At 52.3% G+C, this 13,143-nt stretch carries 13 protein-coding genes; 10 read left to right on the forward strand and 3 right to left on the reverse strand.

Going from position 1 to position 13,143, the window contains the following annotated elements:
• Positions 1-195: 195 nt before the first annotated feature.
• The 4 genes from EZV72_RS16175 to EZV72_RS16190 all read left to right on the forward strand — a co-directional run bounded on the left by EZV72_RS16175 (position 196) and on the right by EZV72_RS16190 (position 5,327).
• Positions 196-2,526, forward strand: coding sequence for a TonB-dependent receptor domain-containing protein (locus EZV72_RS16175; RefSeq protein WP_137168200.1), 2,331 nt, complete (start codon positions 196-198; stop codon positions 2,524-2,526).
• Between the two features lie 61 nt (positions 2,527-2,587).
• Positions 2,588-3,727: an alkaline phosphatase family protein gene (locus EZV72_RS16180; protein ID WP_137168201.1), complete on the forward strand. Its 1,140-nt coding sequence runs from the start codon at positions 2,588-2,590 to the stop codon at positions 3,725-3,727.
• Positions 3,724-4,779 carry an alkaline phosphatase D family protein gene (locus EZV72_RS16185; RefSeq protein WP_137168202.1) on the forward strand — a complete coding sequence of 352 codons (1,056 nt, stop codon included), beginning with the start codon at positions 3,724-3,726 and terminating at the stop codon, positions 4,777-4,779. Before EZV72_RS16180 ends, EZV72_RS16185 begins: the two co-directional genes overlap by 4 nt.
• 74 nt (positions 4,780-4,853) lie before the next feature.
• Entirely contained in the window at positions 4,854-5,327 is a 474-nt protein-coding gene (locus EZV72_RS16190; protein WP_137168203.1) for an NYN domain-containing protein, read from the forward strand.
• Here EZV72_RS16190 and eat read toward each other — a convergent pair.
• The 3 genes from eat to EZV72_RS16205 are packed head-to-tail and all read right to left on the reverse strand — an operon-like array spanning position 5,324 to position 9,017.
• Positions 5,324-6,718: an ethanolamine permease gene (eat, locus tag EZV72_RS16195; protein WP_137168204.1), complete on the reverse strand. Its 1,395-nt coding sequence runs from the start codon at positions 6,716-6,718 to the stop codon at positions 5,324-5,326. The two genes, EZV72_RS16190 and eat, sit on opposite strands and share 4 nt — an antisense overlap.
• Positions 6,719-6,720: 2 nt before the next feature.
• On the reverse strand, positions 6,721-7,614 hold the full coding sequence (gene eutC, locus EZV72_RS16200) for an ethanolamine ammonia-lyase subunit EutC (RefSeq protein ID WP_137168205.1): 894 nt from the start codon (positions 7,612-7,614) through the stop codon (positions 6,721-6,723).
• Complete coding sequence (locus tag EZV72_RS16205) at positions 7,614-9,017, reverse strand: ethanolamine ammonia-lyase subunit EutB (RefSeq protein ID WP_137168206.1); 1,404 nt, start codon at positions 9,015-9,017, stop codon at positions 7,614-7,616. The genes eutC and EZV72_RS16205 overlap by 1 nt, the downstream gene beginning before the upstream one ends.
• Before the next feature lie 227 nt (positions 9,018-9,244).
• On the opposite strand from EZV72_RS16205, the gene EZV72_RS16210 reads away from it, so the two are divergent.
• The 6 genes from EZV72_RS16210 (at position 9,245) to EZV72_RS16235 (ending at position 13,101) form a co-directional block, all read left to right on the forward strand.
• Positions 9,245-10,114 (forward strand): helix-turn-helix domain-containing protein, encoded by an 870-nt coding sequence (locus tag EZV72_RS16210; protein ID WP_137168207.1) that lies wholly within the window; start codon positions 9,245-9,247, stop codon positions 10,112-10,114.
• 96 nt (positions 10,115-10,210) lie between these two features.
• Positions 10,211-10,429: a hypothetical protein gene (locus EZV72_RS16215; RefSeq protein ID WP_137168208.1), complete on the forward strand. Its 219-nt coding sequence runs from the start codon at positions 10,211-10,213 to the stop codon at positions 10,427-10,429.
• A gap of 81 nt (positions 10,430-10,510) precedes the next feature.
• Positions 10,511-11,131, forward strand: a complete 621-nt coding sequence (locus EZV72_RS16220) for a glutathione S-transferase family protein (protein WP_137168209.1) — start codon at positions 10,511-10,513, stop codon at positions 11,129-11,131.
• 12 nt (positions 11,132-11,143) lie between these two features.
• Positions 11,144-11,506 carry a VOC family protein gene (locus tag EZV72_RS16225; protein ID WP_137168210.1) on the forward strand — a complete coding sequence of 121 codons (363 nt, stop codon included), beginning with the start codon at positions 11,144-11,146 and terminating at the stop codon, positions 11,504-11,506.
• 25 nt (positions 11,507-11,531) lie between these two features.
• Positions 11,532-12,158 carry a DUF6151 family protein gene (locus EZV72_RS16230; RefSeq protein WP_137168211.1) on the forward strand — a complete coding sequence of 209 codons (627 nt, stop codon included), beginning with the start codon at positions 11,532-11,534 and terminating at the stop codon, positions 12,156-12,158.
• A gap of 124 nt (positions 12,159-12,282) precedes the next feature.
• Positions 12,283-13,101: a DUF417 family protein gene (locus EZV72_RS16235; RefSeq protein ID WP_175405145.1), complete on the forward strand. Its 819-nt coding sequence runs from the start codon at positions 12,283-12,285 to the stop codon at positions 13,099-13,101.
• Positions 13,102-13,143: the final 42 nt, after the last annotated feature.

Genomic DNA, 13,143 nt, shown 5'->3' on the forward strand with positions numbered 1-13,143 from the left:
TCCTGTTGTTTTGCTAACTTTTTGTGGTGTTACCACCAGCACTATCTACATTTCTGCTGCAACGTATTACGACTGATATCTTTGAACCGTCATATTCCATTAACCTAACCGTCAAAAAAAGTGACTCGTAGCGTCATCTTTGCCTCCCATACTCTGCCGCGTTTTCAAAATCACATAAAAAACCGGAACACACATATGACGCACATCAATAAACTCAACATGCTTACCGCTGCGGTTGCTGTAGCGCTGAGTCAGCAGGCGGTGGCCAGTACCGCGCCCGCCAGTGAACAAACCATTGAAGAAGTGACTGTGGTTGGGCGCAGTGTTTCTTATGCTAACAACGCGGTAAGTTCAGAAATGGTCCAGCAGCAAAGCGCTATGACCAGCGCGCTGTCAGTGATTGATAACCTGCCTGGCGTGATGATCAACGAAGGGGATACCTTTGGCTCTGATGACTGGTCTACTACCGTGTCAATTCGTGGTTTTCAGCTTAGTCTGGATGAGCAGCAAATTGGTATTACCATTGATGGTATTGCTAACGGCAACTCCAACTACGGCGGCGGCTCCAAAGCTAACCGGTATATTGATACAGAAAACCTGGGCACGGTGGAAGTGTCTCAGGGTACGGCCGATGTGGCCTCTCGTTCCAACGAGGCGCTGGGTGGTACGCTTAATTTCACCACCATGGATCCGGGTAGCGATGAGCGCCTGACATTCAGCATTACTCAGGGTGATTTTGAAGCACAGAAGTATTTTGTACGTTATGAAACCGGTGAAATTGCTCCGGAAACCTATGCCTGGATTAGCGCATCCACATCCAGTAACACAGACTGGATTCAAGAAGTGGCAGACAATGAGCACGATCATCTGGCGGCCAAGGTTATCAGTCGTATCGGCAAGCTGGATTTGACAGCATACGCCTCTTACGACGATGCTGTTGAAGCCAATTATCAGCGGGTCAGCCTGGAACAGTTTGAGCAGGATCCCACCTGGGACCGCCTGATTGGTCAGGTCACCGATGTGCCTTATATTAATCAGGTATATCGTAACGGCTGGCAAACACACCGCGAAAATACCTTTGCCTATTTACAGGGTGAGTACGCTCTGGACAATCTGGACCTGTCTGCCAATGTGTATTACCACCACAATGAGGGGAATGGCGATTGGGTGCCTCCGTATGTAGTGGATGTTAACGACGATGGCAGCAGCCCGAATACAGAGCTGCAATCTGGTACAACCTATTATGGGGGCGAAGCACTGGGGCGTCTGTACTATGTTGATGCCCAGGGCAACGCCCTGACACCCCAGGCCGGTTGTGAATCCAGCCTGACATTCCCTTACGGTGGCGCCGGCGCTGAGTATGACCCAGCCTGTTATGCCAACGGAGCAGTACCGGTCGCCTCTTATCGCCATACTCACTATGGTAAGGATCGGGTGGGCATTAATGCTGATTTTTCCTGGTACACCCAAATTGGTGAGTTCGACAATACCCTGCGAGGTGGTTTCTGGTACGAAGATTACGAGCGTGAGGAATACCGTGACTGGCATCGCCAGATTGAACCACGGGTATCGGCTAACTTCGACAATTCGCCTTACTGGGTGCAGTACAGCCGTGAATTTACGGTTGATACCACGATGTTCTATCTGGAAGATGAAATTGACCTGGGTATGGCGCGTCTGCGAGTGGGCGCCAAAAAATTCCTGGTCGATCTGGAAGCCCGGGATGTTTTTGGTGAGCGCGATACTGTTAGTGTTGATTCAGACTCTGACACGCTGTTAAGTGCCGGTATTGTGGTGCCGCTGTTTGAGAATCTGGAAGTCTTTGCCGGTTATGCAGAAAACTTCGCAGCCATTAAAGACACCGTGCTGGAACGGGATGCATCTGCTCTTGAAAGTGTTGAGCCGGAAACAGCCGACAATATTGATGTGGGCCTGCGCTACAGCTCAAGCTTGTTTTCGGCCAGTATCACCTACTACGACATTACCTTTGATAACCGCCTGACCTTTATTGCTCCGGACTCGCCTGACGGCATCGATTTTCTGATTGGTACCAGCGGTCAGTTCGTCAACGTGGGCGGTATTGAGTCTGATGGTATTGAAGCGTCGGCGACCTGGTATGTAAACAGCAACTGGAGTCTGTACGGCTCCTACACATACAACGATTCAACCTATACCGGTGACCTGGACAGCTTCCCGAATGGCAATACCGTATTTGGCTCAGCCGAAGACCTGTTTGTACTGAGCGCCAACTGGGCCAAAGACAACTACTTTGCCGGACTGTCAGGTAAGTATGTGGGCGAACGCTTTATGGACGCACTGAATACCCAGCGGGTTGATGCCTATACCGCTGTTGATTTTTATGCCGGTGTCGCCTTACAGGCTCCTTTTGACGGAGTACAGGATTTAGAACTGCGCCTGACCATCAACAACCTGACCGATGAAAGCTATATCGGCGGGATTGCCGGTCAGTCTGGCTGGATAGGCGCACCGCGCACTGCTGCTGCCAACCTGAAATTCTCATTCTAATCATCCTGCTTTGATGACAAAAAGCAGCCTCACGGCTGCTTTTTTTATAAGGTGAATCTTCGTGTTACGTGCTTATTTATTTATTTTGGGGCTGCTTACACTGCTGCCCCTGCCTGCCTTTAGCGCCAACAATCTGGTCATTGTTACCCTTGACGGGGTTCGCTGGCAGGAAGTGTTTCGCGGCATCGATGAAAGTCTGATTCAGCCGAACACCGTCAGTCAGCCCGACGCGCTGAAACAGGACTTCACTGGTGCCAGCACCAATGAAAAACGCCGCAAACTGATGCCATTTTTATGGCAAACCCTGCAAGCCAGCGGCACCATTATTGGTAATCAGGACAAAGGTTCGGTGATGCAGGTGACAAACCCCTGGTATTTTTCTTATCCGGGCTACAATGAGCTGATTACCGGTCAGGTTGATAATGCTATCGACAGTAACGATAAAGTGCCCAACCCTAATGTTAGTTTTTTAGAATGGCTTCAGCCGCAGCCAGGCTTTAACAAGCCATTTGGTGTGTTTGCCAGCTGGGATGTCTTTCCGGCTATTTTTAATCGCGACCGTTCGGGGTTGCATATCAATGCCGGCTTTGAGTCTGCCGCCGGCGATTCACCATCTATAGCACTGCTCAATACACTGCAACACCAAATTCCCAGCCCCTGGGATACGGTGCGTCTGGATGCGTTCACCCATCACTTTGCCATCAATCACATCAAAACCCACCAGCCCCGCGTCATGTACATCAGCCTGGGCGAAAGCGATGATTTTGCCCACGACGGTAATTATGCGCAGTACATACGGGCGATACATCGCGCGGATGCCCGGATTAGCGAGTTGTGGGACACCCTGCAGTCAATGGATGTCTATAAAAACAATACCGCGCTTATTATTACCACCGACCATGGCCGTGGCAGCACCCTGCAGGACTGGCAGCATCATAGCTCCCGTCAGGCGATTTTAAAAAAATATCCAGAGATGGCTGAGCAGGCGCCCGATGGCATTGTGGGCTCACAAAACATCTGGCTGGCAGCCGTGGGCGCGGATATCGCCGGCCACGGCGAGCTTAACAATACCGATACCACGTATACGCTGTCTCAGGTTGCTGCCACCGCGCTGAAGCTGCTGGGTAAGCAACCTGAGCAGTTTCGTGCCGATATACACCCGCCCATTGAAATATTACTGACTACCGGAGACAAACCATGAAGCCGATTATCTCTGCCGGTCTGGCACTACTGAGCAGTCTGCTCAGCGCTCAGGCTCTGGCGACTACACCGGATAAAATACTGTTTGGCTCCTGCAGTCATCAGGCCAAGCCAATGCCTATTTTACAGGCTATCAATAAAGAACAGGCCGATGTTTTTCTGTTTTTGGGTGACAACATCTATGGCGATACCCAGGACATGCACCTGTTGAAACAAAAGTATCAACAACTGGGGGCGCAGCCCGGCTTTAGTCAGCTAATGGGCAGGCACGAGGTCATGGCCATCTGGGACGACCATGATTTTGGCCAGAATGATGGTGGCGCCGAGTACCCGCAAAAAGAAGCGTCCCGACAGATCATGCTGGACTTTTTTAACACCCCGGCTGACTCTGCGCGCCGTCAGCGCCCCGATGGTATTTACACCAGCCGCCGGTTTGGTGAGGACGATAAGCGTATTGCGGTCATTATGCCGGATTTACGCTGGAACCGGCCGCCTATCAATGCTGTCAGTGAACAGGTCTACCAGCAGCAGCGTAAACCTGACCATCAGGGGCCTTATGCGGTGCATGACGACCCACAGGCCAGTATGCTGGGAGAGGCTCAGTGGCAATGGCTGGAAAGCGAGCTGAAAAAACCAGCCGAAATCAAAATTATTGCCTCGAGTTTGCAGGTGCTGCCCGAATTTACCGGCTGGGAAGCCTGGGCTAACTATCCTTACGATCGCCAGCGCCTGCTTAATTTTATCAACCAGCATCAGATAAGTGGCGTGATCATGATAAGTGGCGACACTCATTGGGGTGAAATATCCCGGGTAGATGACAATCTGCCCTATCCGCTGTGGGAAGTCACCAGCTCAGGACTGACCGAGGAGTGGAAACATGTCAGTCCGAACCAGCACCGGGTGGGTCAGGCTACCTACCAGGTAAATTATGGCTTTATTAACATTGACTGGGAATCACCGGACCCGGCCATTGTTATTGGCTTAAAGGATGTAAAAGGACAGCGCGTGACCCAGCAGCAGTTGCATCTAAGTGAGTTGCAGGCAAAGGAATAGATTTACTTTCACCGGCGGGATGTCCATCATCAACCCTATTATTGAAATAACAGGCCGCCGGTCATTTTGGCTTAATGAAAAAAATCACTATTTTTGTCGATGTTCAGAATGTGTATTACACCACCCGCAGCGCATTTAAAAAGCATTTTGACTACAACGCTTTCTGGGCACAGATAGCCGCTCAGGGCACCATCACTCAGGCTATTGCCTATGCCACTACCCGCGGCGATGAAAAACAAAAACAGTTTCAGAATATACTGCGCGGGATTGGATTTGAGGTAAAACTCAAACCCTTTATTCAGCGCTCCGACGGCTCGGCCAAAGGCGACTGGGATGTGGGAATTGCAGTAGACATGATGGAACTGGCTGCTGACTCAGATAAAATGATTCTGGTGTCAGGTGACGGGGATTTTGACATTCTGGTCAGCCGTATTCAGCACCGTTATCAGATTCCGGTTGAGGTTTACGGAGTCAGCGAGCTGTCTGCTGCATCCTTGCAACAGGCAGCCAGCCAGTTTACTGCTATCGATTCAACACTGCTGCTTTAGTTTGCTTTAAGCTCTGCTTCGGCGCTTGATAGCATGGCAAACTCTTCTTCTGCCGAACCGGCTACCAGATGCCGTCTGGCATAAAATGCGTAGTAAAGGCCACCCGCCAGAAACAATCCGCCTGTTAAGAAAAAGGCTTTGGGGTCAAAAGCATAAACACCAGTTAGCGCGATTAGCGATAGCACCAGTGCAATGGATGAGGTGACCATGCCACCGGGTGTTTTGTACGGACGGGCCATGTCCGGCTGCTTCACCCGCAGTAGAATATGACTTAGCGCCATGAGAGCATAAGAAATCGTGGCGCCCACCACTGCCATTGCCAGAATCAGGTCTCCTTCCCCGCTCAATGAAACCAGAAAACCAAAGATACCAGGCACCACCAGCGCCCGTACCGGCGATTTATTCTGATTGGTCAGTGACAGACTCTGCGGAAAGTAGCCCGCCCGCGACAAGGCAAACACCAGACGGCTGTAACCATAGATGATAGAGAAAAACGAGGCCACCAGCCCGGCCAGTCCCAGAATGTTTACCGAGGTTGCCAGGCCACCAAAACCACGGATGTTCAGTGCATCCACCAGCGGCACAGCGCTATTACCAATCACTTTGGCCCCCACCGCGCCTGCCAGTAAAACCACCACGGCCACCGCGGTGACCAGCAGAAACAGCATGGCGCCGATAATGCCTTTAGGGACATCACGTTCAGGATTTTTGGCTTCCTCGGCGGCCAGCGGCACACCTTCAACAGCCAGAAATAACCACATGGCAAACGGTAGCGCCGCCCATACCCCATACCAGCCAAATGGCAGAAAGCTGTCGGTATTACCGGCAGTCGCCGCAATATCAAACAGATTATCAGCATCAAATGCCGGCAATAGCGCGGCCCCGGTAGCCAGTATCGCGAGCACTGCCAGTGCACTTATCACCATCATGACTTTGAGCGCTTCCCCCACGCCTTTACAGTGAATCGCAATAAACACCGCATAAAAAGCCGCGTAGACAAGCGGCCCGTCTATGCCCAGCAATTCATTCACCGCTGCGCCGATAAAAATCACGATAGCGGCCGGCGCCAGCGCGTATTCAATCAGTACCGCCAGTCCGGTAAAAAAGCCACCGGCCGGGCCCATCGCCTGTCGGGCAAAGCTGTAACCACCCCCGGCGGCAGGAATGGATGAGGACATTTCGGCCAGTGACAGTACCAGGGTCAGATACATCACCGCCATGGCAATGGCTGCAATAACAAATCCGCCCCAGCCAGCCTGACCGATGCCAAAGTTCCAGCCGGCAAAGTCACCGGATATCACATAAGAGACGCCCAGTCCCGCCAGCATTAACCAGCCAGCGGAGCCCCGTTTTAGTTGCCGTTTGGCAAGATAGGTTGTTTGATCAGACATGTTTATTCCTGTGTGTTAGTTGGCGCTGCCACTAAAAAGCTGGAGCCTGACTGCTGGCCCAGCGTGGCGTTGTTATCAAGGGTGGATGAGCGATCTTTAAGGTTCACGCCGGTCAGTTGTCGGGTGCGCGCCTCACTCATCAGGTAAAAAGCTTTCTGACAGGCTTCGGGATAATTAAGCCCCTGCGGCCGTACATTGGAAATACAGTTGCGGGAGGACTCCCGGGCGCCTCGTCGGGCTTGCCAGGTCAGGTACATCCCCATACTGTCAGGTGAGGTCAGTCCGGGACGCTCCCCAATGAGTATCAGTACCAGTGACGCATTCAGGCACTCTGCCACATCATCGCCCACAGCCACACGCCCCTGGCTGACCACGGTCACCGGCGCCACCTGCCAGTGACGCTCATCATTGCCAAGTAAGCTCAGCAGCCCTTCAATGACCGGCTGAGCATGCCGGCTGACCGCTGTGGCAGACAGCCCGTCGGCCACTACAATCGCTAAATCAAACGGGGTATCTGTGGTGGCGCGGTAGTCACATAATGCCTGCCAGCTATTTTCGTTAAGCTGACGGCCTTTATCCGGACGCTGCAGATAGTCAAACCGGTCCTGGGCGCGACTACTCAGCGCCATCGCCTCACCGGCACAATGCTGGCTGATAAGCGCACTGTCTTTCAGATTACCCAGCAAAGCGGGGATATCCAAAGCACCATGCACCGCATCCATCGCCCGGGCATGGTCCAGCTGAAACGCCAGCATCTGTTTGGTCGGGATACTGGTGCCGGCCCGGCCCAGCGCAATCCTCGCCGAGGTAAATGCTTTTAATTCTTGCCAGGGATTAGGCTGGGTCACGTCATCCTGAGATGACAACACTGACTCTGGCTGTGCGTTATTTTTCATCAGACCTCCTGCCCCAGGCGTGTCAGTGAACGGGCCAGCGGTGACTGATTACTGTTACTCAGCCTGACCTCATCCACACTATCGAAAATCTGCATTTTGGTCAGCCACTGCTCGAACTCCGGCGCCGGCTTTAGTCCCAGCGCCTTACGTGCATACAGGGCATCGTGAAAAGAGGTGGTCTGGTAATTGAGCATGATGTCGTCAGAGCCGGGGATCCCCATGATAAATGAACAGCCAGCGGTGCCTAACAGGGTCAGCAGGTTATCCATATCATTCTGATCAGCATAGGCATGGTTGGTGTAACAGATGTCGCATCCCATCGGCAGGCCCAGTAGTTTGGCGCAAAAATGATCTTCCAGGCCGGCACGGATAATCTGTTTGCCGTCAAACAGGTATTCAGGACCGATAAAGCCCACCACGGTGTTTACCAGCAGCGGGTTAAACTTGCGCGCTACCGCATAAGCCCGCGCTTCGCAGGTTTGCTGGTCGATCCCGTGAAAAGCATCGGCCGATAATGCCGTGCCCTGCCCGGTTTCAAAGTACATGGCATTGTTGCCCACCGTGCCACGTTTAAGTGACTGGGCTGCATCATACGCTTCCTGCAGAATCGACAGGTTGACCCCGAAGGTGTCGTTGGTGCCCTGAGTGCCGCCAATAGACTGAAAAACCAGATCTACCGGCGCGCCCAGTTCAATGGCCTCAATGGTATTGGTGACGTGAGTCAGCACGCAGGACTGGGTCGGAATGTCATAATGATTGATGACATCATCCATCAGTTTGAGTAAGCGCACCGCCTGAGGCACATTGTCGGTGGCCGGATTAATGCCGATAACCGCATCGCCGTTGCCATACATCAGGCCATCAAAGATGGTCGCGGCAATGCCATTTTCAGAATCGGTCGGATGATTTGGCTGAAGCCGGGTGGATAGCCGGCCTGGCAGACCAATGGTATTACGAAACGCACTTTTAACATGGCACTTCTGGGCCACCAGAATCAGATCCTGGTTACGCATAATTTTGCTGACCGCCGCGGTCATCTCAGGAGTCAGTCCCGGACGGATGGCGGTAAGCACCTCAGGTGTTGCCGCATCTGACAATAACCAGTTTCGAAAATCGCCCACGGTTAAATGACTAATAGGGGCAAATGCCGCCTTATCATGGCTGTCGATAATCAGCCGGGTAATTTCATCACTTTCATAGGGAATGACCACTTCCTGTAAAAATGTGCTCAACGGCAAATCCGCCAGCGCCATTTGCGCCACAACCCGCTCCTGTGCGCTGCCGGCGGCAACACCAGCCAGTTGATCGCCGGAACGTTCAGGGGTGGCTTTGGCCATCAGGTCCGCCAGCGATGAAAACTGGTATGTTCTGGCACCCTGCCGGCATGTAAATCGTGCTGTCATAACTACTCTCAATGGTTTTTGTGCTGGTGCGCTGTTTGCAGCACCACAATCATCATGGGGTTGCCAGACACGTTCCACCGCAGTATCAACAATCGGCAGCCCCGGTTAAGCCAGTAAAATCAGGGTGTTGACCAACACCGCACAGACATAGGGCAAAACAGGTGCAACAGTCTGACGACCAATCAAGGTGCAACTCACCAACGTGGTGCACTGCTATTACGCAGGATGTGAATGAACAGGCGGGGCAGCTGCCACAGTGGCAGCAGGAGTACAATCAGCTCTCCGACGGGGCGTTTAGCGGCGCCATGACGCATATTGAGCTGGGCGCTTTTCACCTGTTTGAAGAACAGACCAGTCAGGCACTTCAACAATATTGCCGGGTTCCCGATGGGGCTATTTGGCTGGGATTCAGCGCCCGCCCCCAGCGGGTCAGCATTAACCAGCAGCAGGCCGATGCCAATACGATTATGGTGCGCCCCGGCGGCGTTGACTTTGAACTGGCAACCGACTGCCACAGCACATTATTCGGTGTGGTCATTGCACCGGCCACGCTGCCTGGTCAGGCTGAAACAGCGCCAGAGGATTTTGCCCAGACGCTGGTCAGCCCTCAGGCAGAGGCATTAAGACGCTATATGACGCTGCTGGTTGGCCAGTGTGAAAACCGCTGGCAAAGTAAAACGCATGAACAGTTACTGGTCAGCACACTCAGTCGTTTATTGCATGCCCCCGGTGACGCCATGCCCGGTCCGCACCAACGTCATCGCGCACTCACTGCACTTAACGATTATCTGGCGCAGGTTGATGATGAAGCCAGTATTACTGTTGCAGAACTGGCCGCCATCGCGGGTATCTCGCCGCGGGCACTGCACCGGATATGGTGCAACCACTATGGAGTCTCTGTGGCCCGCTTTTTACAGGCGCGCCGACTGAATCAGGTGCGCCGGGCCTTGCAGTCTAATGATACAAGGCGATGTATTGCCGATGTGGCATTTGACCACGGGTTTTATCACCTTAGCCAGTTCAGCAAACAATACCATCGTCTGTTTGGCGAGTTACCTTCCCGGACAACATCGGACCACGCTTACACAGGTATATAAAAACATAACTAAAAAGGACGCCGGTTCGCTATAGTAAAAGTACAAATTTTAGCCAATGTGTACTTATACGGATTTGCTGTTATCAGGAGAAGCCCCATGCCATATACTCAAGCAGAGCTTTTTATACTGGGCTGTATGTTACTGTTTATTGTTATTCCTCCGCTGTCTGTCATGCTCTCTGAGCGGGTGCATAATTTTCAGAAGATGTTCTGGACCCTGATTGTTTTATTTACCTCCTGGCCCGGCTTAGTGGTATTTTTTTATACCCATAAGCGTACCCACGGCTTCTCTATGCAACATTACGACTTCAGGTAATCCTAATAAACAGTTTTCAGCCTTGTGTGCTTACGCTACAGTGTGATTATAAATTAGTCACCCTGACACTAAAGGCAAGGCATGCAGGTTTATGGCGATTTACATTCAGGTAACTGTTACAAGGTGAAGCTGGTTATGAACCTGCTTAACATTGCTCATGCCTGGATTCATACTGATATTCTCAACGGCGATACACATACCACGTCCTTCAAACTGAAAAACCCCAACAGCAAGATTCCTTTGCTGGAGCTGGATGACGGTCGCTGTCTGAGCGAGTCCAATGCTATCATCAACTATCTGGCTGACGGCAGTCATCTTGTGCCGGATGACCCCTTTCTGCGCGCCCAGGTACAACAGTGGCAGTTTTTCGAACAGTACAGCCATGAGCCGTATATTGCTGTCGCCCGTTACATCAACAAGTATCTGAAGCTGCCGGCTGAGCGTGTGGCAGAATATCAGGCCAAGCAGGAAGGCGGGCATAAAGCCCTCGCGGTGATGGAGCAGCAACTAGCCGGCCAGCCCTTTATTGCCGGGGATAGCTTTACCACAGCAGATGTTTCACTATACGCCTACACCCATGTGGCTGACGAAGGCGGCTTTGAACTGGCCATTTATCCGGCCATTGAACAGTGGCTGGCGCGGGTAGCAGAGCAACCCGGCTTTATCACTATGCAGCAAACACTTAGCGGACATCAGGTGTAAGCAGGAGGGCATATGCAGCAGGTTACCGGTTTTGGAGGCTTTTTCTTTCGGGCAGATGATCCGGGCGCACTGGCCAGATGGTATGAAACGCATCTGGGAGTGAGTCTGGTACCGGATAATTACACTGATCCGGTCTGGACGCAGCAGGCAGGTCCGACAGTATTTGCGCCTTTCGCCCGGGACAGTGACTACTTTGGTAATGATAAAAAGCAGTGGATGCTGAATTTCAGGGTTGCTGACCTGGAAGCCATGATAGCCCAGCTCACCGCGGCGGGAATTACCGTGACACCAGACCCGCAAACCTACCCGAACGGCCGCTTTGCCCGCCTTTATGATCCTGAAGGCAACCCTATTGAACTATGGCAACCGGCCTGAGCACAGCATCACGGGAATTTTATTTATGCCACATCCATTTTCTTGTCAGTGTCAAAAACTTCAGGGCGTTGTGCTTGAGGGTGGCACCTGTAGCCGGGTACTGTGCTACTGCAAAGACTGTCAGGCATTTGCACGCTATTTACGCCGCCAAAGTGCAATGTTAAATGATCAGGGAGGCACCCATATTGTGCAGGTTGCCGCACACCGGGTGCGCTTTACCCGGGGCATGGAGCACCTGGCCGTGGTCAGGCTCAGCCCGCGGGGCCTGCTACGCTGGTATGCATCTTGTTGTAATACGCCAATAGGCAACACCCTGCCCAGCCACGCTCTGGCCTTTATTGGTCTGGTAGATAATCTTTTGACCACCCACCGTATTCCCAAAGATTTTCCCGGCCGGATGGCAGTTGTTCACACCCATTCTGCAAACGGCTCCCCCAAGCCGGTAGCCAAAGGGCTGCCGGGCAATATCTGGCGCTTTATCAAAATTGTTGCCACCGCCCGCTTAAGTGGCAAACATGCCACATCGGCGTTTTTTAATGAGCATGGCCAACCGGTTGTGACCCCGCATGTACTGACCAAAGAAGAGCGCACCGCGCTGGCCAGCGCACCGGCACCGGAGATCATTGATGATGAACAAGAACCCCGTCCCTGAAGGCCCGTCAAACCGGGCACAAAATAATATCAGCGACAGATAAGAGTCTGTACAGCGCACCGGAGTGAAAGTTTCTGCGCATCAGTGAGGTCTTTATCAGCAACCTGACTCACTAAGAATGACTATGCCCCCGGTTTTGCTGATCCGTTTGCTTATCGCCATCCCTTTACTCGCCCTGTGCCTGAGCCTGTTTCATGATATCTCCCGCACACTGCCGGTGGTGCTTAACTGGTATTATCTGGCCAATCTGCCCATGGGCCATTATGTCGCCGCAATAATATTACTGACAGGTGGCACCGCCATCCTTGTTGCGCACGCAATACCGCAACTGCACCATCCTGCCTGCTATGTATTAATTGTTATCGCTGTATTGCCATTACTGACCCTGCTGGGGTCTGAGCACTGGATGGAAAGCTTAGGCGGTTTTCCGGCCATTGGCTCCGGTCAGGGGATTATCAAATATTTTGCGTTGCTGAGTCTGGCCTTGACCTTGTTGTTACCCGCCGGCCGCTATCACAATATTCGCAACATGCTGAATTACCTACCGGTTGCGCTGGTTTTATTATGGATTGGCGGCATGAAATTTACTTTGCCCGAAGCACAGGGTATCGAGCCTCTGGTGGCCAGCTCCCCGCTGATGAGCTGGATGTATCTGTTGATGGATGTGCAGACCACGTCAAACGTGATTGGTATTTACGATTTACTGGCGCTGATTGTGCTGGGGACAGGGCTGTGTTTCCGTGCTCTTCTCATTCCCGGCTTGTTAATGTGCGCAGCAGTTTTTATCACTACCCAAACATTTTTAGTGTCATACCCCGGCGCACTGGACCAGGGCGTGTTATCGGGTACCGGCATGTTTATCATTAAGGATATCTGGTTTATTGCCAACCTGACGGTACTGTATTACCTCAATACGCCGGGGCATATTGAACAGGAAAATTGATTCGTTGTTTAAAGCTGTGCCACACTAGCGTTTTTACAATGC

Source organism: Salinimonas lutimaris (assembly GCF_005222225.1).
GTDB classification, from domain to species: Bacteria; Pseudomonadota; Gammaproteobacteria; order Enterobacterales; family Alteromonadaceae; genus Alteromonas; species Alteromonas lutimaris.